The sequence below is a fragment of the Citrobacter sp. MGH105 genome (genome assembly GCF_001037485.2).
In the GTDB taxonomy this organism is placed as follows: Bacteria; Pseudomonadota; Gammaproteobacteria; order Enterobacterales; family Enterobacteriaceae; genus Citrobacter; species Citrobacter portucalensis.
This window is the reverse complement of record NZ_CP073048.1, coordinates 562,046-582,118: the sequence shown is the minus strand read 5'-3', so window position 1 is coordinate 582,118 and position 20,073 is coordinate 562,046. Positions and strand designations below refer to the sequence as shown.

20 protein-coding genes and 1 tRNA gene are annotated in these 20,073 nt (G+C 52.3%); 7 read left to right on the top strand and 14 right to left on the bottom strand.

Features of this window, described 5'->3' with window-relative positions:
* The first annotated feature begins 103 nt into the window (after positions 1–103).
* Positions 104–1,447: an argininosuccinate synthase gene (argG, locus tag SK35_RS02820; RefSeq protein WP_005131837.1), complete on the top strand. Its 1,344-nt coding sequence runs from the start codon at positions 104–106 to the stop codon at positions 1,445–1,447.
* A 197-nt stretch (positions 1,448–1,644) separates the two neighbouring features.
* Here the strand turns inward: argG and SK35_RS02815 are convergent.
* The 3 genes from SK35_RS02815 to SK35_RS02805 form a co-directional block, all read right to left on the bottom strand.
* A tRNA-Leu gene (locus SK35_RS02815) sits at positions 1,645–1,731 on the bottom strand.
* 9 nt (positions 1,732–1,740) lie between these two features.
* Positions 1,741–2,073 (bottom strand): preprotein translocase subunit SecG, encoded by a 333-nt coding sequence (gene secG / locus SK35_RS02810; RefSeq protein ID WP_003025000.1) that lies wholly within the window; start codon positions 2,071–2,073, stop codon positions 1,741–1,743.
* 167 nt (positions 2,074–2,240) lie between these two features.
* Entirely contained in the window at positions 2,241–3,134 is an 894-nt protein-coding gene (locus SK35_RS02805) for a LysR family transcriptional regulator (protein ID WP_048215465.1), read from the bottom strand.
* Between the two features lie 148 nt (positions 3,135–3,282).
* Between SK35_RS02805 and iadA the strand changes: the two genes are divergently transcribed.
* Together iadA and dcuC are read left to right on the top strand one after the other, a co-directional pair.
* Positions 3,283–4,416, top strand: a complete 1,134-nt coding sequence (iadA, locus tag SK35_RS02800; protein WP_048215464.1) for a beta-aspartyl-peptidase — start codon at positions 3,283–3,285, stop codon at positions 4,414–4,416.
* Positions 4,417–4,426: 10 nt separating this feature from the next.
* Positions 4,427–5,893, top strand: coding sequence for a C4-dicarboxylate transporter DcuC (dcuC, locus tag SK35_RS02795; protein ID WP_048215463.1), 1,467 nt, complete (start codon positions 4,427–4,429; stop codon positions 5,891–5,893).
* A gap of 44 nt (positions 5,894–5,937) precedes the next feature.
* Here dcuC and glmM read toward each other — a convergent pair whose 3' ends face one another.
* The 4 genes from glmM to rlmE all read right to left on the bottom strand — a co-directional run bounded on the left by glmM (position 5,938) and on the right by rlmE (position 10,878).
* Entirely contained in the window at positions 5,938–7,275 is a 1,338-nt protein-coding gene (glmM, locus tag SK35_RS02790; RefSeq protein WP_008785919.1) for a phosphoglucosamine mutase, read from the bottom strand.
* Complete coding sequence (folP, locus tag SK35_RS02785; protein WP_048215462.1) at positions 7,268–8,116, bottom strand: dihydropteroate synthase; 849 nt, start codon at positions 8,114–8,116, stop codon at positions 7,268–7,270. Before folP ends, glmM begins: the two co-directional genes overlap by 8 nt.
* Positions 8,117–8,214: 98 nt before the next feature.
* Positions 8,215–10,149 (bottom strand): ATP-dependent zinc metalloprotease FtsH, encoded by a 1,935-nt coding sequence (ftsH, locus tag SK35_RS02780; protein WP_003025013.1) that lies wholly within the window; start codon positions 10,147–10,149, stop codon positions 8,215–8,217.
* A gap of 99 nt (positions 10,150–10,248) precedes the next feature.
* Positions 10,249–10,878 (bottom strand): 23S rRNA (uridine(2552)-2'-O)-methyltransferase RlmE, encoded by a 630-nt coding sequence (rlmE, locus tag SK35_RS02775; protein WP_003025015.1) that lies wholly within the window; start codon positions 10,876–10,878, stop codon positions 10,249–10,251.
* 125 nt (positions 10,879–11,003) lie between these two features.
* Here rlmE and yhbY point away from each other — a divergent pair, with 125 nt between their 5' ends.
* Complete coding sequence (yhbY, locus tag SK35_RS02770; protein ID WP_003025016.1) at positions 11,004–11,297, top strand: ribosome assembly RNA-binding protein YhbY; 294 nt, start codon at positions 11,004–11,006, stop codon at positions 11,295–11,297.
* 153 nt (positions 11,298–11,450) lie between these two features.
* Here the strand turns inward: yhbY and greA are convergent, their stop codons facing one another.
* Complete coding sequence (gene greA, locus SK35_RS02765; RefSeq protein ID WP_003025019.1) at positions 11,451–11,927, bottom strand: transcription elongation factor GreA; 477 nt, start codon at positions 11,925–11,927, stop codon at positions 11,451–11,453.
* A 248-nt stretch (positions 11,928–12,175) separates the two neighbouring features.
* Here greA and dacB point away from each other — a divergent pair, with 248 nt between their 5' ends.
* A complete protein-coding gene (gene dacB, locus SK35_RS02760; RefSeq protein ID WP_032945109.1) occupies positions 12,176–13,609 on the top strand; it encodes a serine-type D-Ala-D-Ala carboxypeptidase in 1,434 nt (477 codons plus the stop codon).
* A gap of 105 nt (positions 13,610–13,714) precedes the next feature.
* Here dacB and cgtA read toward each other — a convergent pair whose 3' ends face one another.
* The 4 genes from cgtA to rplU form a co-directional block, all read right to left on the bottom strand.
* Positions 13,715–14,887 (bottom strand): Obg family GTPase CgtA, encoded by a 1,173-nt coding sequence (gene cgtA, locus SK35_RS02755; RefSeq protein ID WP_003828732.1) that lies wholly within the window; start codon positions 14,885–14,887, stop codon positions 13,715–13,717.
* 15 nt (positions 14,888–14,902) lie between these two features.
* Positions 14,903–15,868, bottom strand: a complete 966-nt coding sequence (locus SK35_RS02750; protein WP_008785922.1) for a DMT family transporter — start codon at positions 15,866–15,868, stop codon at positions 14,903–14,905.
* Positions 15,869–15,995: 127 nt separating this feature from the next.
* Positions 15,996–16,253: a 50S ribosomal protein L27 gene (gene rpmA, locus SK35_RS02745; RefSeq protein ID WP_003025030.1), complete on the bottom strand. Its 258-nt coding sequence runs from the start codon at positions 16,251–16,253 to the stop codon at positions 15,996–15,998.
* Between the two features lie 19 nt (positions 16,254–16,272).
* Entirely contained in the window at positions 16,273–16,584 is a 312-nt protein-coding gene (gene rplU, locus SK35_RS02740; protein WP_003025032.1) for a 50S ribosomal protein L21, read from the bottom strand.
* 258 nt (positions 16,585–16,842) lie between these two features.
* Here rplU and ispB point away from each other — a divergent pair, with 258 nt between their 5' ends.
* Together ispB and sfsB are read left to right on the top strand one after the other, a co-directional pair.
* Positions 16,843–17,814, top strand: coding sequence for an octaprenyl diphosphate synthase (ispB, locus tag SK35_RS02735; RefSeq protein WP_003839953.1), 972 nt, complete (start codon positions 16,843–16,845; stop codon positions 17,812–17,814).
* A gap of 220 nt (positions 17,815–18,034) precedes the next feature.
* Complete coding sequence (sfsB, locus tag SK35_RS02730; protein ID WP_003025035.1) at positions 18,035–18,319, top strand: DNA-binding transcriptional regulator SfsB; 285 nt, start codon at positions 18,035–18,037, stop codon at positions 18,317–18,319.
* A 56-nt stretch (positions 18,320–18,375) separates the two neighbouring features.
* Here sfsB and murA read toward each other — a convergent pair whose 3' ends face one another.
* Positions 18,376–19,635: a UDP-N-acetylglucosamine 1-carboxyvinyltransferase gene (gene murA / locus SK35_RS02725; protein ID WP_003839949.1), complete on the bottom strand. Its 1,260-nt coding sequence runs from the start codon at positions 19,633–19,635 to the stop codon at positions 18,376–18,378.
* Between the two features lie 53 nt (positions 19,636–19,688).
* Positions 19,689–19,943 carry a BolA family iron metabolism protein IbaG gene (gene ibaG / locus SK35_RS02720; protein ID WP_003025040.1) on the bottom strand — a complete coding sequence of 85 codons (255 nt, stop codon included), beginning with the start codon at positions 19,941–19,943 and terminating at the stop codon, positions 19,689–19,691.
* Positions 19,944–20,073: the final 130 nt, after the last annotated feature.

Below are 20,073 nucleotides of genomic sequence, written 5' to 3'. Positions count from 1 at the left end.
TCCAGAAAAGATGATTAAATGAAAACTCATTTATTTTGCATAAAAATGCAATTAGTATAATAAGCCGACCTCTTCACCAGTCTATCAAGCAGGGTTTTATTTTATGACGACGATTCTCAAGCATCTCCCGGTAGGTCAACGTATTGGTATCGCTTTTTCCGGCGGCCTGGACACCAGCGCAGCACTGCTGTGGATGCGACAAAAAGGGGCTGTCCCATATGCATATACTGCGAATTTGGGCCAGCCGGATGAGGATGACTATGACGCCATTCCTCGCCGTGCAATGGAATATGGTGCTGAGAATGCTCGCCTGGTAGATTGCCGTAAGCAGCTGGTTGCCGAAGGGATCGCTGCCATTCAGTGCGGTGCATTCCACAACACCACCGGCGGACTGACCTATTTCAATACCACCCCGCTGGGCCGTGCCGTGACCGGCACCATGCTGGTTGCCGCCATGAAAGAAGATGGCGTAAATATCTGGGGTGACGGTAGCACCTATAAAGGTAACGATATTGAACGTTTCTATCGTTACGGTCTGCTGACCAACGCCGAACTGCAGATTTACAAACCATGGCTGGATACCGATTTTATCGATGAACTCGGCGGTCGCCATGAGATGTCCGAATTTATGATTGCCTGTGGTTTCGACTACAAGATGTCCGTTGAGAAAGCGTACTCAACAGACTCCAATATGCTCGGCGCGACTCACGAAGCAAAAGATCTGGAATTCCTGAACTCCAGCGTCAAAATCGTTAACCCGATTATGGGCGTGAAGTTCTGGGATGAGAGCGTGAAGATCCCGGCAGAAGAAGTGACCGTGCGTTTTGAACAGGGTCATCCGGTTGCTCTGAACGGTAAAACCTTCAGCGACGACGTTGAGATGATGCTGGAAGCCAACCGTATCGGCGGCCGTCACGGTCTGGGTATGAGCGATCAGATTGAAAACCGTATCATTGAAGCGAAGAGCCGCGGCATCTACGAAGCCCCGGGGATGGCATTGCTGCATATCGCCTACGAGCGTCTGCTGACCGGTATTCACAACGAGGATACCATCGAGCAGTATCACGCGCACGGTCGCCAACTGGGTCGTCTGCTGTATCAGGGCCGCTGGTTCGACTCTCAGGCGCTGATGCTGCGTGACGGTCTGCAGCGTTGGGTTGCCAGCCAGATTACCGGTGAAGTGACGCTGGAACTGCGTCGCGGTAATGACTACTCAATCCTCAACACCGTGTCTGACAATCTGACGTACAAACCAGAACGTCTGACGATGGAAAAAGGCGACTCCGTATTCTCTCCGGACGACCGTATCGGTCAGTTGACCATGCGTAATCTGGATATCACCGATACCCGCGAGAAGCTGTTCGGCTATGCGCAGTCTGGCCTGCTGACCGCCTCTTCCGCAACCGGCCTGCCGCAGGTTGAGAATCTGGAAAATAAGGCGAAGTAAAGATTCACTATCTTAAGGCCGCGAAAGCGGCCTTTTTTATGCGCGGAATATAGGATGTCTGTAGGCCTGATAAGCGTAGCGCCATCAGGCGTTGTAATAATGTCGGATGGCGGCGTTAACGCCTTATCCGACCTACAGGATAGCCACAAATAACAGACGAAAAAAAAGACGCTTTGCAGCGTCTTTTTTTTGGAATTTGGTACCGAGGATGGGACTCGAACCCACAAGCCCGTTAGGGCACTACCACCTCAAGGTAGCGTGTCTACCAATTCCACCACCTCGGTACAGAATACTTAGCGTGGGATATCGCTGGTCGGCTGAGCCGGAGCAGCTGGCTGAGTTTGCTCGGTTTTCGCCGGTGCGCTCAGATTTTCCCACTCACTTCCTTTATTGGTCTTATTGCTGTTCATGTTACCCAGCACCAGACTGATGATGAAGAACAAGGTTCCCAATACAGCTGTCATACGGGTCATGAAGTTACCAGAACCACTTGAACCAAACAGAGTACCAGAAGCGCCTGCGCCAAAAGAGGCTCCCATATCAGCGCCTTTGCCTTGCTGCAGCATGATCAAGCCTACCAGGCCAATTGCCACAATAAGGAAAACTACTAAAAGAGCTTCGTGCATAATCAACCTGTTCCTTGCGGAGTTGCCGCGTACAATGCTTCGACCATTAAAGCGGGAATATTTACTGTTTCCCACTGAAGCGGGTGTGAATACTAACCAAAGCGAATAACCTTCGCAAGGGCAATTTGTTAGCATTGTATCAACTGCGGAAAAAATCGCCATATCAATCAAAAACGCAGCAACTTCTCCCAGCATCTCTGCATAACGGCACGTTGATCTTCAAGATTCGCCCATACCACAACGGGGATTTCACAAATCAGGTCTGTATTTTCTGGCCAGCAGTGAATAATTTGCTGATTCACCAACTCTTCCGCCACCATCGATTCAGGTAACCAGGCCATTCCCATATGGCGCAGTACCATTTCTCGTATCGTTTCGCTTAAACCACTCTCAAATACTTTTTTTAGCCGTGGGCGGACGCGTTGTTCTGCCGACTCAATAATACGTCTGACAAAGGTGTAGTCGCTGTAGCATAGCCACGGAATCGGAGCATGCGGATCATTAAGCGCATCAGCCAACTGGGCTGAAATAACCGGTATAAATCGCTCATACCGCCATAGGGAACGTTTTAACCCTCCGGCGATCTCCAGCCCCGGCTGGGCAGACGGTAAATCGTAGGTTACCAGTAAATCAATTTGCCGGTTCATCAGGGCATTGAAGTGGTTGTCTATCCCCTGGATACTGGCGTTTACCGTAAAGTTTAACTGCGGCTCACTCTGTCGCAGGTAGTTGATCATATCCGGCAGGATATTCACCGACAGCGTATGCAGGCTAACCATCACCAGCGTGTTATCCGTTGCTGGCGTCATCGCCGACAGCTCATGGCTTGCCTCTCTTAACGTGCTGAGAACGTGCCGGGCATAAGGTTCAAAGCGTTCACCATAGCGCGTCAGCGTGACAGGGGTCGTTGTCCGGTCAAACAAAGGCACGCCCAGCACCTCTTCCAGCGCCTTTATACGCCGACTCAACGCAGGTTGAGTAATATGCCGCTGCGCCGCGGTCTGAGAGTAGTTTCCATGCTGGCTCAAGGCCAGAAAATCTTCCAGCCACTTACAATCCACGTTGTGCTCTCCGCCATGCCATAACCGCATCCTCCAATAACAAATCGGTAATAGTCATAGTTATAGTAATGGCTTTATGGTGGGCATCATAACAACAATATTTCGTTTCACCTGCCGACTCTCACCCTCGACGTTTGACAGGACCGCTATGTTTACTTTATTGACCAATGCCCGTGTTTTTTCTCCTGAGGATTTAGGCCTCTGCTCCCTGCTCATTCATGCCGACCGAATTGTGGCGGTAGAAAAAGATATTTCATTGTTTGATGGCATCAACGAGGTCATCGATTGTCGGGGTAAATGGGTTATCCCTGGTATCATCGATCAGCATGTTCATCTTACCGGTGGCGGTGGTGAAGCCGGATTTGCCAGTCGGACGCCCGCCGTCAAGCTGCGCGATCTGATTCAGGCGGGTATTACCACGGTGGTTGGCGTGTTAGGCACCGATGCCATTTCCCGTTCGCCCAAAGATCTCTACGCTAAAATGCAGTCTCTCAACCTTGAGGGATTACGCGCGTTTATGCACACGGGAGCCTACGCCGTTCCCAGCCCAACTATTACGCGATCCATCCGCGATGATATGGCCTTCATTCCGGCAATTCTTGGTGTAAAAATCGCCCTCGCCGATCACCGCGGTTCTTACCCCTCTTCCCAGGAGTTGCTGAGGATAGTGAGCGATATTCGCGTCGCTTCCCTGCTGGCTGGGAAAAAGGGCTTGCTGCATGTGCACCTGGGGAATCTGCCGGAAGGGATGTCGCAACTTATTGAGCTGTGTGATGCGGGTATTCCGATTCACCATATTTCACCGACGCATGTTGCGAGAACTGAACCCTTGTTCGAACAGGCGATTGCTTTCGCCCATCGCGGCGGCCATATCGACGTTACGTCTGGCGGCAGCCGCTTTACACCTCAGGAACAGGCGATCCTCCACGCCCTGGAAGCGCAGGTTCCGGCGGATCGCATCACGATCAGTTCTGACGGCAATGGCAGCGTTCCGCGCTTTAACGCTCAGGGTATCGTTGAAGGTTTAAGCGCGGCACCGGTCGCAGGCAATCTTAACCTGCTTCCTCGCCTGATTGATGTCGGGATTCCGGTGTCACAGGCCATCGCGATGCTGACGGCAAACGTTGCGCGCTCGCTGGGTATTTCCGGGGGCGTGCTCTGCGCCGGAGAACGTGCTGATATCTGTGTACTCAATAATGACCTCTCGCTGGCCCATCTGTTTGCCGCGGGTAAACCGTTGCTGCGGGATGGCGAGTGCCTGGTTACCGGCAACTTCGAGTAAGGGGGCAAGAATGTCATTGCTACTGGCGCTAATCGCCATCATTTTTGCCGGACGTCTGATCCTCAAAAAATATCACCCCCAGTCGGTACTGTTATTGACCGGGATTGTGCTGTTGCTTATCGCGCATTTTAGCGGAATGACCTCACTCAGTGGCCTGGTGAAAAAGAGCACTGGATTTGGCCCCTTTGACGCCTTTGAGTTTATTCGCGATACCCTGAGCGTGCGTCTCGGCGGCCTCGGACTGCAAATTATGCTGATTGGTGGTTTTGCCACCTACATGTCAGCCATTGGCGCAAGCCAGGTACTGGTTCGGGTGACGTCTCGTCCTTTGCAACGGCTGAACTCGCCTTATCTGCTGCTGGGGCTGGCACTGCTATTGGGTCAATTCCTGTCGCTGTTTATCAGCAGCGCCACCGGATTGGGTCTGCTGTTGATGGCGACGCTTTACCCGCTGCTTACCCGTCTTGGCTGTAGCCGCGCCGCGGTTGCCGCCGTTATCGCCAGTACCTGTGCGGTTGAGTTTGGCCCCGGTTCCGGCAACTCTGTTCTCGCCGCCAAAACTGCAGGCATCGAGGTCGTGAACTATTTCGTGCAGGATCAGTTGCCGATCGTTGTGCCCGTCATTCTTTTCATCGCCCTACTGCATATTGTTGTGCAACGCTTTTTTGACCGTCGGGAAAGTGGCGACAATGCAGCTCAGCAAATGCAGACATTAACGGCGACTGATGAAGCCGACGCACCTATCGCCTGGCTGTTTCTGCCAATGCTGCCGCTGGTATTGATGCTGGTGTGCAGCGATTTAGTATTCAGCTCTCTCAAGATCACGCTGGATACCGCTGTACTGATAAGCCTCGCTATTACGCTGGTTTGTGAGTACTGCCGTCATCGCAAGGCGCGTGAGGTGATGGCTGGCGTACAAAAGGTTTTTGACAGCATGGGCAGCGTTTTTGCCACCGTCGTGACGCTGATTATCGCCGGTGAAGTCTTTTCCGCCGGACTGAAAGCCATTGGTGCCGTTGACGCACTGTTGTCACTTTCCGGTGAATTTGGCCTCAGCGCCGCCTCTATTATCCTGCTGATGACCCTGATCACCTTCGCAATTTCAGCGCTGATGGGCTCCGGGAATGCGGCATTTTTCTCCTTCGCACCCATGGTGCCGGACATCAGCCGTCATATCGGTAGCGATATCGCTGTCATGATGTTGCCTATCCAGATCTCGGCGGGTATTGGTCGTACGTTATCGCCTATTGCTGGCGTCATCATTGCTATCGCGGGAATTGCAGGCGTCTCGCCTGTGGATATTGTTAAGCGTACCGCGATTCCGATGCTGGGCGGTTGGCTACTGATGATTGCGCTAACCTTTGCCCGGTCTGGACATCTGCTGGCGGTTCTGCCGTGGCTGGCAGTCCTTGTGCTACTGATGGTCGGTGGTTACTTCTGGCAGCGCCGACGTAAACAGCAGCTTGCCGTACAGTAAAAAAAAGCCGGAGTCTCAGACTCCGGCTTTCACTTTCTTCGGAATTACGCCGCTTTCACAGCATCGGCAATACGGTGGGCGAATTCAGTCACCTGCGCTTCGTCTTCACCTTCAACCATCACACGAATTAACGGTTCGGTACCAGACTTACGCAGCAGGACGCGTCCACGGTTACCCAGCGCCGCTTCCACTTCCGCCATCACCGCTTTCACGTTTTCATGTTCCAGTGGATCGCCGCTACCTGCTGTGTATCGTACGTTAACCAGCAGCTGTGGGAACATTTTCATGCCGCTGCACAGGTCGTGCAGGCTCATATGGTTGCGTACCATCGCCGCCAGCACCTGCAGACCCGCCACGATACCGTCACCAGTAGTGGTTTTGTCCAGCAGGATCACATGACCAGAGTTTTCGGCACCGATACGCCAGCCTTTTTCCTGCATTTTTTCCAGCACATAACGGTCGCCAACTTTTGCACGGGCAAACGGAATACCCAGCTGTTTTAGCGCCAGCTCGAGGCCCATGTTGCTCATCAGCGTACCTACCGCGCCACCGCGCAGCTGACCCTGACGCAGGGCTTCACGGGCGATGATGTACATGATCTGATCGCCATCGACCTTATTACCTTCGTGATCAACCATAATGACGCGGTCGCCATCGCCATCCAGCGCAATACCCAGATCGGCTTTTTCCGCAATCACGCGCGCCTGCAGGGCACGGACGTCGGTGGCGCCGACTTCTTCATTGATATTCACACCGTTTGGCTCACAGCCAATGGCAATCACGTTTGCACCCAGTTCACGCAGTACATTTGGCGCAATGTGGTACGTCGCACCGTTAGCGCAATCCACCACAATTTTAAGCTCATTCAGACTCAGTTCGTTCGGGAAGGTGCCTTTGCAAAACTCGATATAGCGACCGGCAGCATCAACGATACGCGTGGCTTTACCCAGTTCAGCGGAATCCACGCAGGTGATCGCTTTTTCCATCTCGGCTTCAATGGCTTCTTCCACTGCATCCGGCAGTTTAGTCCCGTCGGTAGAGAAGAATTTAATCCCGTTGTCATAGTACGGGTTGTGAGAAGCGGAGATAACAATCCCGGCCTCAGCACGGAAGGCGCGCGTCAGATACGCAACGGCGGGTGTTGGCATTGGCCCTGTGAATGAGGCTGAGAGTCCGGCGGCAGCCAGGCCCGCTTCCAGCGCAGACTCCAGCATATAGCCGGAAATACGCGTATCTTTACCGATAATAATTTTACGTGAACCATGACGAGCAAGCACTTTCCCTGCAGCCCAGCCCAGCTTGAGCACAAAGTCAGGAGTAATTGGGGCATCGCCTACGCGACCGCGGATCCCATCAGTGCCAAAATATTTACGATTACTCATAGCGTTTTTTTTCCTTTGCAGACAATGTGGCTTCCACCACACGCATCGCTTCTACGGTTTCTTTGACGTCATGGACACGAACGATCTGCGCCCCCTGCATTGCGGCAATCACCGCGCACGCAAGGCTACCGCTCAGGCGTTCAGATGGCCCCACATTCAGTAACTGGCCAACCATTGATTTTCGTGACATCCCAACCAGCAATGGCAGATTAAAATGATGAAACTCAGACAAACGTGCCAGTAATGTGTAGTTGTGAGTGAGATTTTTACCGAATCCGAATCCGGGGTCGAGCAACAATTTATCTTTTGTGATTCCAGCCCGCTCGCAACGTGCTATTTGCTCAACAAAGTAACGGTTTACCTCAGCAAAAACATCCTCATACTTTGGTGCTTCCTGCATGGTTTTCGGCTGCCCCTGCATATGCATCAGGCAAACCGGTAATCCGGTCTCTGCTGCGGCTTCCAGCGCTCCAGGCTCCGAGAGTGAGCGAATATCATTGATGATATGCGCGCCAACTCTGGCGCATTCGCGAATCACTTCGGGTTTTGAGGTATCGACCGAAATCCACACTTCAAAACGCTGAGCAATCGCCTCGACCACTGGGATCACTCGCTGCAACTCTTCATCCACACTCACATCAGCCGCGCCCGGACGCGTGGACTCACCGCCCACATCAATGATAGTCGCCCCGGCGTTAATCATCAGGTTTGCGTGTTTTACCGCCTCAACCAGAGAGTTGTGCGCTCCACCATCGGAAAATGAGTCTGGCGTGACGTTCAAAATCCCCATGACGTGCGGATGGCTGAGATCCAGTGAAGAACCCTGAGCAAAGAGTTTCATAGTTTTATCCCTGGTAAAATCTTGAATATGCAGATAAGAAAAACCCCGGAGCAAGCCCCAGGGTTTTCAATTAAAACACGGTCATCATCAACGATAACTTATTTGTCGCCCAGTTGCTCTGACATAGTGCCAGAGTCCGGCGCACGCGGTTCATCAACCGGACGCGGTGCACTCGGCTTGCCGGTGCTGCCAGAGTTGTTGTTAGAAGAACCCGGTTCTTCCCAACCCGCTGGCGGACGCACGTCGCGGCGAGCCATCAGATCGTCAATCTGCGGCGCATCGATGGTCTCATATTTCATGAGTGCATCTTTCATCGAGTGCAGAATGTCCATGTTTTCGTTCAGCAAACGACGTGCACGGTCATAGTTACGCTCAATCAGCAGCTTAACTTCCTGATCGATAATGCGAGCGGTTTCATCGGACATGTGTTTCGCTTTCGCCACAGAACGTCCCAGGAACACTTCGCCTTCTTCTTCAGCGTACAGCAACGGACCGAGTTTATCGGAGAAGCCCCACTGAGTAACCATGTTACGCGCCAGGTTAGTCGCGACTTTAATGTCGTTCGACGCACCGGTAGAAACATGTTCAGCACCGTAGATGATCTCTTCCGCCAGACGGCCACCGTACAGTGTGGAGATCTGACTTTCCAGTTTCTGACGGCTGGCGCTGATTGCGTCGCCTTCAGGCAGGAAGAAGGTCACACCCAGCGCACGACCGCGCGGGATAATCGTTACTTTGTGCACCGGATCGTGTTCCGGTACCAGGCGACCGATAATCGCGTGGCCAGCTTCGTGATACGCGGTAGATTCTTTCTGCGCTTCCGTCATCACCATGGAGCGACGTTCCGCACCCATCATGATTTTGTCTTTCGCTTTTTCGAACTCAACCATCGACACTACGCGCTTGTTGCCACGAGCAGCAAACAGCGCCGCTTCGTTCACCAGGTTCGCGAGGTCCGCACCGGAGAAGCCAGGCGTGCCACGTGCAATGATTGCCGCATCGATATCCGGAGACAGCGGTACGCGACGCATATGCACTTTCAGGATCTGTTCACGACCGCGAACGTCTGGCAGACCAACCACAACCTGACGGTCGAAACGGCCTGGACGCAGCAGCGCAGGGTCAAGAACGTCCGGACGGTTAGTTGCTGCGATAACGATAATACCTTCGTTACCTTCGAAGCCGTCCATCTCAACCAGCATCTGGTTCAGCGTCTGTTCACGTTCATCGTGACCACCGCCCAGACCTGCGCCACGCTGGCGACCTACGGCGTCGATTTCATCGATGAAGATGATGCACGGTGCCGCTTTCTTGGCTTGTTCGAACATGTCACGCACACGAGATGCACCGACACCCACGAACATTTCCACGAAATCAGAACCGGAAATTGTGAAGAATGGAACCTTCGCTTCACCTGCGATAGCTTTCGCCAGCAGGGTTTTACCCGTACCCGGAGGACCAACCATCAGGACGCCTTTCGGGATTTTACCGCCCAGTTTCTGGAAACGGCTCGGTTCGCGCAGATACTCAACCAGCTCAGCGACTTCTTCTTTTGCTTCGTCACAACCCGCAACGTCAGCAAAAGTCGTTTTGATCTGATCTTCCGTCAGCATGCGCGCTTTGCTCTTGCCGAACGACATGGCACCTTTGCCACCACCGCCCTGCATCTGACGCATGAAGAAGATCCAGACACCAATCAGCAGCAGCATTGGGAACCAGGAAATGAAGATAGAAGCCAGCAGGCTCGGCTCTTCAGGTGGTTCGCCAACAACCTTGACGTTTTTGGTCAGCAGGTTATCAAGCAGCTTCGGATCGTTAACCGGGATGTAGGTCGTGTAACGGTTACTATCTTTCTTGGTAACGTTAATCTCACGTCCGTTGATCTTCGCTTCACGAACCTGGTCCTGATTGACCTCTTGCAGGAAGGTAGAGTAATCAACCTTACGGCCATTAGACTCGCTGGGCCCAAAGCTCTGGAATACTGACATCAGCACAACGGCAATGACCAGCCAGAGAATTAGGTTTTTCGCCATGTCACTCAAGGGATTAACCTCATATTACAACTGTGTTAAAAACAGCGTCAGGATACTCTATATCCAGTTTCTTTCAAACTTTCGTTTGAAATCTGCCGGTTATGGTTTACGCCCGGTCGCTACAATATACACTTCACGCGAACGGGCGCGAGAAGAGTCCGGCTTACGAACTTTGACCTTCGTAAACAGGGAGCGAATCTCTCTTAGATACTCATCGAAGCCTTCGCCCTGGAACACCTTCACTACAAAACTACCACCTGGCGCTAATACATCACGAGCCATTCCAAGCGCCAGCTCTACCAGATACATGGCCCGGGGAATATCCACCGCCGGTGTTCCACACATATTTGGCGCCATATCAGACATGACAACTTGTACTTTACTGTCACCTACGCGTTCAAGTAACGCTTTCAGGACTAATTCATCACGAAAGTCGCCCTGAAGGAAGTCCACACCAACGATTGGATCCATAGGTAAAAGATCGCAAGCGATAATGCGGCCGGTGTTGCCGATCTGCGTAACTGCATATTGCGACCAGCCACCGGGTGCAGCACCGAGATCAACTATCGTCATCCCCGGTTTAAAAATTTTGTCACTTTGCTGTATTTCATCAAGTTTAAACCAGGCACGGGAACGTAACCCCTTTTTCTGCGCCTGTTGAACATATTTATCGCTAAAGTGTTCCTGAAGCCAGCGACTCGAGCTGGCAGAACGCTTTTTACCTGTCATTTCACATTCCCAAAGGGCAGTTCATCGTAACCAATGGTGTAAATTTCTACACAGCTATTTGGTGATATATGGGAGATGGCGGTAGAATGACCCGTTTTCAATCCCAACGTAAGCAAAAATATACGATGAATCTGAGTACTAAACAAAAACAGCACCTGAAAGGTCTGGCACATCCGCTCAAGCCTGTAGTTATGCTTGGCAATAATGGTTTGACCGAAGGGGTACTGGCCGAGATTGAACAAGCGTTAGAGCACCATGAACTTATCAAGGTGAAAATCGCCTCGGAAGATCGCGATACTAAAACCTTGATCGTGGAAGCTATCGTACGCGAAACCGGCGCCTGCAATGTACAGGTCATCGGCAAAACGCTGGTACTGTATCGCCCGACTAAAGAACGTAAAATCTCGCTGCCACGCTAAGAATATCCCAAAGTTGCACACGAAGTTTGTGTAAAACGCGGGGTTTTCCGCTAGCAGGAGAGCAAAATGCCACGCTCTCTTCGTTGATAAAAGGCCGCTATGCGGCCTTTTTCCTTTCTTTACAATGTATCAACATCTTAACCAAGATGCGAATTACAGGTATTCTACCTTCGTCACTTCATATTCCACTTCGCCGCCCGGCGTTTTGATAACTACGACGTCATCCTGCTCTTTACCGATCAGGCCACGAGCGATAGGCGAGTTCACTGAAATCAGGTTCTGTTTAAAATCGGCTTCATCATCGCCGACAATACGCCATGTCTGCTCTTCATCGTTATCGAGATTCAGAACGGTAACCGTCGCACCGAAAACAACGCGGCCATTGTTCGGCATTTTAGTAACGTCGATTACCTGCGCGTTGGACAGTTTAGCTTCGATATCTTTAATGCGTCCTTCGCAGAAACCCTGCTGTTCGCGCGCCGCGTGATACTCCGCGTTCTCTTTCAGGTCACCGTGCTCACGCGCTTCAGCGATAGCGGCAATAATTTCAGGACGGCGCACAGATTTCAGAAAATCCAGCTCTTCGCGCAGTTTTTCAGCACCACGTAAGGTCATCGGGATAGCTTGCATTTGTTATACCTCTTGAACATTCCTGTAGGGGGTAGTTGCTCTCACCCCGGCTGCTAAGCCCACCCTGGCGTGTGTCATGCCAGAGTCAGAAGCAAAAAAATACCGACCCGGGGCTCAAGGTCCCAGGTCAGCTACAATTCTCTATTTGATGATCATTTTACCCTGGAGTTCCTTATGGGTCATCGTTTACTTTTTGGGGCGTTGCGCCGTAGTATGACGGCCTGTTTCCAGGTTGTTAGCGCGAGATTATGCGATTTTCCAGATTTACCATCGGATTGACTGCCAGTATAGCGTTCAGCGTTCAGGCTGCGAACGTCGACGAGTATATCAATCAGCTCCCTGCCGGGGCCAACCTCGCCCTTATGGTACAGAAGGTTGGCGCACCTGCACCCGCTATTGATTTTCATAGCCAGCAGATGGCGCTGCCCGCCAGTACCCAGAAAGTAATCACCGCGCTGGCGGCATTGATTCAGCTCGGGCCTGACTTTCGTTTTACCACCACGCTCGAGACCAAAGGCAGCGTGGAAGGCGGCGTATTGAAAGGCGACTTAGTGGCACGATTTGGTGCCGATCCGACGCTAAAACGCCAGGATATTCGCAATATGGTGGCGACCCTGAAAAAATCAGGTGTGACGCAAATTGCCGGGAATGTCCTGATCGACACCTCTATTTTTGCCAGTCATGATAAAGCGCCCGGCTGGCCCTGGAACGACATGACGCAGTGTTTTAGCGCACCGCCCGCAGCGGCTATTGTCGATAGAAACTGTTTCTCGGTTTCACTCTACAGCGCGCAAAAACCCAACGATCTCGCCTTTATTCGCGTGGCATCTTATTACCCGGTCACCATGTTCAGTCAGGTGCGTACTCTCGCCCGAGGTTCTGCGGAAGCGCAATATTGTGAACTGGATGTGGTTCCCGGCGATCTCAACCGCTATACGCTGACTGGATGCCTGCCACAACGTGCCGATCCGCTGCCGCTGGCGTTCGCCATTCAGGACGGTGCCAGCTATGCCGGGGCAATTATCAAAGATGAGCTAAAACAAGCAGGTATCACCTACAGCGGTACACTGCTGCGCCAGACGTTGGTCAACGAACCAGGAACGGTGGTCGCCAGTAAGCAGTCGGCACCGCTGCACGACCTGCTTAAGATTATGCTGAAAAAATCGGACAACATGATTGCCGATACCGTTTTCCGTATGATTGGTCATGCCCGATTTAACGTGCCGGGCACCTGGCGGGCGGGTTCTGACGCCGTGCGCCAGATTTTGCGTCAGCAGGCAGGCGTCGATATCGGCAACACTATTATTGCCGACGGTTCTGGCCTCTCCCGCCATAACCTGATTGCCCCAGCGACCATGATGCAGGTGCTGCAATATATCGCTCAACACGATAACGAGCTGAACTTTATCACTATGCTGCCGCTGGCGGGCCACGACGGCTCTCTGCAATACCGTGCGGGTCTGCATCAGGCTGGTGTGGATGGCAAAGTATCGGCGAAGACAGGCTCGCTGCAGGGGGTTTATAACCTCGCAGGTTTCATCACCACGGCAAGCGGCCAACGCATGGCATTCGTGCAATATTTATCTGGTTATGCGGTAGAGCCAGCTGACCAGCGTAATCGCCGTATTCCGTTGGTGCGCTTCGAGAGCCGGTTGTACAAGGATATTTATCAGAACAACTAAATGGGTAATTTGATTGCCGGATGGCGGCATTAACGTGCCTTATCCGGCCTACAGTGAGACCTGGAAACAAAAACCCCGGCAACATGGCCGGGGTTTTTAATGCGATTAACGCTTGTAGATGAACTCAACGCCTTCTTCGTCGTCTTCGTCCCAATCGTCATCCCAGTCATCTTCCGCTTCGTCTTCGACTTCAGCGAGCTGCTGGCGGTGATAATCATCCCACATGAACTCAACTTTCTCTGGCTGTTTCGCTTCTTCAGCCTGAACAATCGGGTTCTCGATGATAAAGGTCATCACATCCCAGCAGAGATCTTTCACGCCCAGTTGGCTGGCGGCAGAGATCAGGTAATATTTACCTTCCCAACCCAACGCTTCGGCGATAGCTTTCGCTTTCTCTTCCGCTTCAGCCTTGTCCATCAAATCAATTTTGTTGAACACTAACCAGCGCGGTTTAGATGCCAGATCCTGACTGTATTTTTCCAGTTCGCCAATAATGATACGTGCGTTTTCAACTGGATCAGAGCCATCAATCGGATCGATATCGATGAGGTGAAGCAGTACACGGCAACGTTCCAGGTGTTTCAGGAAGCGGATGCCCAGGCCTGCGCCTTCAGCCGCGCCTTCAATCAGTCCCGGAATGTCGGCAACCACGAAGCTCTTTTCGTTGTCCATACGCACCACGCCCAGGCTCGGCACCAGGGTGGTAAACGGATAATCAGCGACTTTCGGCTTCGCCGCGGACACCGCACGGATAAACGTCGATTTCCCAGCGTTTGGCATGCCCAGCATACCCACGTCCGCCAGTAGCATCAGCTCCAGCATCAGATCGCGCTTATCACCCGGCGTACCCATTGTTTTCTGACGCGGAGTACGGTTAACCGAGGATTTGAAACGGGTGTTGCCCAGACCGTGCCAGCCACCTTTAGCGACCATCAGACGCTGACCGTGTTTGGTCATGTCGCCCATGGTTTCGCCCGTGCCCTGATCGATAACACGCGTACCAACAGGTACTTTAATGGTAACGTCTTTGCCACGCTTACCGGTGCAATCACGGCTCGCGCCATTCTGACCACGTTCCGCACGGAATGATTTTTCAAAACGGTAATCGATCAGCGTGTTCAGGTTTTCGTCGGCTTCCAGCCAAACGTCACCACCGTCACCACCATCACCACCGTCCGGACCGCCTTTTGGGATGTACTTTTCGCGGCGGAAGCTGACGCAACCATTACCGCCATCACCTGCAACGACCAGAATCGATGCTTCATCAACAAACTTCATTTTACTCTCCGTAAATCATTCGCCTGAGCGGGGTTGCGAAACCACCGTTTCATGCTTACGTAAACCGCCCCAAATTCGATGACCAATGGCGGAATACATCGCGCCCGCAACCACGATAAACGCACCGAGATAACCTAATAGGTTTAGCATCGGTCTGGCGAAGAAATCGGGCCAGGCCAGTGATAATAAATCTGAAAATAACAACGTAAACAGCGGTGTGAGCGTGATAAGAGCGCTCACCTGCGCCGCCTGCCAACGCGCCATTGCTTCCGCGAGAGCGCCATATCCTACCAGCGTGTTCAGGCCGCAGAATATCAGGCATGCCAGCTGCCAGTCGCTGAGCTGCGTGATGACACCGGGTTTAGCCAGCGGCAACAACGCAATCGTACATAAAGTGTACAGTAAAAACAGGATCTGCGGTGATGCCAGGCGGCGCAATAACACCTTTTGCGCGACCCCATAGCTCACCCAGACCATCGCCGCACCGACACCAAAGATAACGCCCCAGGTGTAATCGGTGAGTCGGGTAAAAATTTCGATCAGACTGGTATTAAAAAACAGGACCAGGCCGCTCAGAAGCATAATGGCGCCAATCACCTGCGTGCCGCGCATCTTTTCTTTCAGGATAAAGACGCTGGCGATCATCATACCAACCGGTGACAGCTGACCGATAACCTGCGAAGCCGTTGGGCTCAAATACTGCAAGGATGAACTAAACAGAATGAAGTTACCGAACAACCCACCGGTTGCGATAGCCAGCAACACCAGCCAACGCGCTTTGCGAAAAATACGCAACGGAGGGAGCTTTTTTTTAACCGCAAGAATAGCGCCAAGGCCAACGCTTGCCATTAAAAAACGGTAGAACACCACGGTAGGAGGCTCCATCACCTCCAGCACTTGCTTCATTGCTATTGGCAAAGCGCCCCAACATACCGCCGTTGTGAGTGCTAACAGAATACCAATGCCTGCCTGCTGCTTCATGCCGTATTCCCTGCAAGGGCTCGTTTCCGGGTTGTCACGGCGCGACGAGCGTATTTACCGGCCGTCGAATGTAAAAAGCCCCGCAACGTGTTGCGGGGCTTTTATCCGTTACCGGGACGCGAAAAACTTATTCAGCAACGATGCTGATGAATTTACGGTTTTTCGGGCCTTTCACTTCAAATTTCACTTTACCGTCTGCTTTAGCAAACAGAGTGTGGTCTTTGCCGCAACCAACGTTGGAGCCAGCGTGGAATTTAGTACCACGTTGACGAACGATGATGCTACCAGCCAGAACTGTTTCACCGCCGAAGCGTTTTACGCCCAGACGTTTAGCTTCTGAATCGCGACCGTTACGAGTCGAGCCGCCAGCCTTTTTATGTGCCATTTAATCTGCTCCCCTTAACTTAAGCGCTGATGCCAGTGATTTTCACATCAGTGAACCACTGACGATGGCCCTGCTGCTTACGGTAGTGTTTACGACGACGAAACTTAACAATTTTAACTTTCTCGCCACGACCGTGAGCAACGACTTCAGCTTTGATAACGCCGCCATCAACGAAAGGAACGCCGATTTTGACTTCTTCACCGTTTGCGATCATCAGAACTTCTGCGAATTCAACAGATTCGCCAGTTGCGATGTCCAGCTTTTCCAGGCGAACGGTCTGACCTTCGCTTACTCGGTGTTGTTTACCACCACTTTGGAAAACCGCGTACATAAAAAACTCCGCTTCCGCGCACACCTTTTTGATGATTCAGAGTGCGCTATAAATATTCACAATAGGGCGCGAATATTACGCAAAACGCGAGCCTTTGACAAGTGCTACCGTCAATACATGAAGAAAAAAAACACAACACGTACGGTAACGTTTATCTACGGCGTTTTTTCAGTACAATCAGCATATATTTATAACCCTAAACCCGACGTTACCTTCCCACACAGTAAGGTAATCGGGGCGAGAAGCCCGGCTTTTGCGATGAATTTAGAAAAAATCAATGAGTTAACCGCGCAAGATATGGCGGGGGTCAATGCGACAATCCTTGAACAGCTCAATTCCGACGTTCAGTTGATCAATCAACTGGGGTACTACATCGTTAGCGGCGGCGGAAAACGCATTCGCCCAATGATCGCCGTCCTCGCCGCGCGGGCCGTTGGTTACCAGGAAAATGCGCACGTTACGATTGCGGCCCTCATCGAGTTTATCCACACAGCGACCCTGCTGCACGACGATGTTGTGGATGAGTCAGACATGCGCCGTGGGAAAGCTACGGCAAATGCGGCGTTTGGTAATGCGGCCAGCGTGCTGGTTGGCGATTTTATCTATACCCGTGCATTTCAGATGATGACCAGCCTTGGCTCGTTGAAAGTGCTGGAAGTCATGTCGAAAGCAGTCAACGTCATTGCCGAAGGTGAAGTCTTGCAGTTGATGAACGTCAACGACCCGGACATCACCGAAGAAAACTATATGCGCGTCATCTACAGTAAGACCGCGCGTTTGTTTGAAGCGGCAGCCCAATGTTCAGGTATTCTGGCTGGCTGTAGCGAAGAACAAGAAAAAGGGTTGCAGGATTATGGCCGTTATCTCGGTACCGCTTTCCAGTTAATTGACGATTTGCTGGATTACAGCGCAGATGGCGAGCAGCTGGGTAAAAACGTCGGTGATGACCTCAACGAGGGTAAACCAACGCTGCCACTGTTGCATGCCATGCGCCACGGCACCCCAGAACAAGCGCTAATGATCCGCCAGGCCATTGAGCAAGGTAATGGTCGTCACCTTCTGGAGCCGGTTCTGGAAGCGATGAACGCCTGTGGTTCTCTGGAATGGACCCGTCAGCGGGCAGAAGAAGAGGCTGATAAAGCCATCGCTGCGCTTCAGGTGCTGCCCGATACGCCGTGGAGAGAAGCGCTGATTGGTCTGGCACATATTGCCGTACAGCGCGACCGTTAATTCCCTACAGCATCTTCCCTCATCCCGTGTCCTGCACGGGATTTTCTTATAAGTTCCAGTAATCATTTCCCCCTTCCAGATAATCACGCAGAACCTTGGCATATTCTGAATATACACACACTTTACATGAACATTTTAGAACATTCGTTCTTCGGGCGTTATAGTGTCGGCACAACCGATCGTGAAACCGTAAGCCGTTAACCAAAGGAGAGATGAATTGATGGAAAGCAAGCTGATTGACTGGCATCCGGCCGACATCATCGCCGGACTGCGCAAGAAAGGGACCTCAATGGCCGCTGAATCACGTAAAAATGGATTGAGTTCATCAACGCTGGCCAATGCGTTAACGAGACCATGGCCAAAAGGTGAGTTGATTATCGCCCGGGCACTGGGAACTGACCCCTGGGTGATTTGGCCGTCACGCTATCACGATGCCAAAACGCATGAGTTCATCGACAGAACGCGGATGATGAGGAGTCGCAGAGAGAAAAAGAATCCGGAATGAACATTGAGCTGTAACCCCCGGCCAACTGAACTGGGGGTTACAAGAGACGTTGACGATTACTCGCCTTTCACGCGCTCAATGTTTGCGCCCAGCGCACGCAGTTTATCTTCGATGCGCTCATAGCCGCGATCGATGTGATAAATACGGTCGACTACCGTCGTACCTTCAGCAATACACCCTGCCAGCACCAGGCTTGCAGATGCGCGCAGATCGGTCGCCATAACCTGTGCGCCAGAGAGCGTTTCCACGCCGTGGCAAATCACGGTATTGCTTTCGATTTCTGCGTGAGCGCCCATACGGCTCAGCTCAGGCACGTGCATAAAGCGGTTCTCAAACACGGTTTCCGTGATGAAGCCGGTCCCTTCTGCCACCAGGTTCAGCAATGTAAACTGGGCCTGCATGTCTGTAGGGAACGCCGGATGCGGTGCAGTACGCACATTGACCGCTTTCGGACGTTTACCGTGCATATCAAGGCTGATCCAATCATCACCCACTTCAATATCCGCACCCGCATCACGCAGCTTCGCCAGAACGGCATCCAGCGTGTCCGGCTGTGCATTACGGCAGATAATCTTGCCGCGAGAAATTGCCGCCGCCACCAGGAAGGTACCGGTTTCGATACGATCTGGCAGAACGCGATAAACACCACCGCCAAGACGCTCAACGCCTTCGATGGTAATACGATCGGTGCCCTGACCCGTGATCTTCGCGCCCAGCGCAATCAGGAAGTTCGCGGTATCCACAATCTCCGGCTCGCGCGCAGCGTTTTCGATGATGGTGGTGCCTTCGGCAAGCGTTGCTGCGCACATGATGGTGACCGTCGCGCCGACGCTCACTTTGTCCATGACGATATGCGCGCCTTTCAGACGGCCATCAACGGACGCCTTCACATAGCCTTCTTCCAGCTTAATAGTCGCGCCTAACTGCTCCAGGCCGGTAATGTGCAGGTCAACCGGACGTGCGCCGATAGTGCAGCCGCCAGGCAGTGAAACCTGACCCTGACCAAAGCGGGCAACCAGCGGCCCGAGCGCCCAAATGGATGCACGCATGGTTTTCACCAGATCGTACGGCGCACAGAAGACGTTCACATCACGCGCATCGATGTGCACAGAACCATTACGCTCAACTTTCGCACCCAGCTGGCTCAGCAGCTTCATTGATGTGTCAACGTCCTTCAGTTTCGGGACGTTTTGGATCTCTACAGGTTCTTCAGCCAGCAGCGCCGCAAACAGGATCGGCAGTGCGGCGTTTTTAGCGCCTGAAATTGTGACTTCGCCCTGGAGCTTAGTTGGCCCCTGAACACGAAATTTATCCATTATTCTGTTCTCTGTTAAGAATTTATCTTCGCTACCGGCACATCACCCGTAGCTCAAAAACCGTTAAGTTTGCGATCGCGCGCCCATTCCGCTGGGGTAAACGCCTTAATCGACACGGCATGAATGCGGTTGTCCGCAATGTACTCCATCAACGGGCCATAGACCGATTGCTGCTTCTTGACCCGGCTCATGCCTTCAAACATCTCACCCACGGCAATAACCTGAAAGTGACTGCCGTCGCCAGAAACGTGGACTTCCTGGAGGGAGAGTGCATTCATCAGCACGCTCTGAATTTCATTATTTTCCATGGGCTCTTCATTCGTCAGATAGTGAAAACAGCCCAACATCTTAGAGCAAAGTGGCGCTGTCATAAATAAGCAAAAAGCCTCGCTGATAAATCAGACAAGGCTTTAGTGGCAGATCCCCCTCAGGGGTTTT

Excerpts from the sequence above, each read along its gene's own strand:
- argG (WP_005131837.1), top strand. The coding sequence starts at position 104 with ATGACGACGATTCTCAAGCATCTCCCGGTAGGTCAACGTATTGGTATC.
- secG (WP_003025000.1), bottom strand. The coding sequence starts at position 2,073 with ATGCACGAAGCTCTTTTAGTAGTTTTCCTTATTGTGGCAATTGGCCTG.
- iadA (WP_048215464.1), top strand. The coding sequence starts at position 3,283 with ATGTTTACTTTATTGACCAATGCCCGTGTTTTTTCTCCTGAGGATTTA.
- dcuC (WP_048215463.1), top strand. The coding sequence starts at position 4,427 with ATGTCATTGCTACTGGCGCTAATCGCCATCATTTTTGCCGGACGTCTG.
- glmM (WP_008785919.1), bottom strand. The coding sequence starts at position 7,275 with ATGAGTAATCGTAAATATTTTGGCACTGATGGGATCCGCGGTCGCGTA.
- folP (WP_048215462.1), bottom strand. The coding sequence starts at position 8,116 with ATGAAACTCTTTGCTCAGGGTTCTTCACTGGATCTCAGCCATCCGCAC.
- ftsH (WP_003025013.1), bottom strand. The coding sequence starts at position 10,149 with ATGGCGAAAAACCTAATTCTCTGGCTGGTCATTGCCGTTGTGCTGATG.
- rlmE (WP_003025015.1), bottom strand. The coding sequence starts at position 10,878 with ATGACAGGTAAAAAGCGTTCTGCCAGCTCGAGTCGCTGGCTTCAGGAA.
- yhbY (WP_003025016.1), top strand. The coding sequence starts at position 11,004 with ATGAATCTGAGTACTAAACAAAAACAGCACCTGAAAGGTCTGGCACAT.
- greA (WP_003025019.1), bottom strand. The coding sequence starts at position 11,927 with ATGCAAGCTATCCCGATGACCTTACGTGGTGCTGAAAAACTGCGCGAA.
- dacB (WP_032945109.1), top strand. The coding sequence starts at position 12,176 with ATGCGATTTTCCAGATTTACCATCGGATTGACTGCCAGTATAGCGTTC.
- cgtA (WP_003828732.1), bottom strand. The coding sequence starts at position 14,887 with ATGAAGTTTGTTGATGAAGCATCGATTCTGGTCGTTGCAGGTGATGGC.
- SK35_RS02750 (WP_008785922.1), bottom strand. The coding sequence starts at position 15,868 with ATGAAGCAGCAGGCAGGCATTGGTATTCTGTTAGCACTCACAACGGCG.
- rpmA (WP_003025030.1), bottom strand. The coding sequence starts at position 16,253 with ATGGCACATAAAAAGGCTGGCGGCTCGACTCGTAACGGTCGCGATTCA.
- rplU (WP_003025032.1), bottom strand. The coding sequence starts at position 16,584 with ATGTACGCGGTTTTCCAAAGTGGTGGTAAACAACACCGAGTAAGCGAA.
- ispB (WP_003839953.1), top strand. The coding sequence starts at position 16,843 with ATGAATTTAGAAAAAATCAATGAGTTAACCGCGCAAGATATGGCGGGG.
- sfsB (WP_003025035.1), top strand. The coding sequence starts at position 18,035 with ATGGAAAGCAAGCTGATTGACTGGCATCCGGCCGACATCATCGCCGGA.
- murA (WP_003839949.1), bottom strand. The coding sequence starts at position 19,635 with ATGGATAAATTTCGTGTTCAGGGGCCAACTAAGCTCCAGGGCGAAGTC.
- ibaG (WP_003025040.1), bottom strand. The coding sequence starts at position 19,943 with ATGGAAAATAATGAAATTCAGAGCGTGCTGATGAATGCACTCTCCCTC.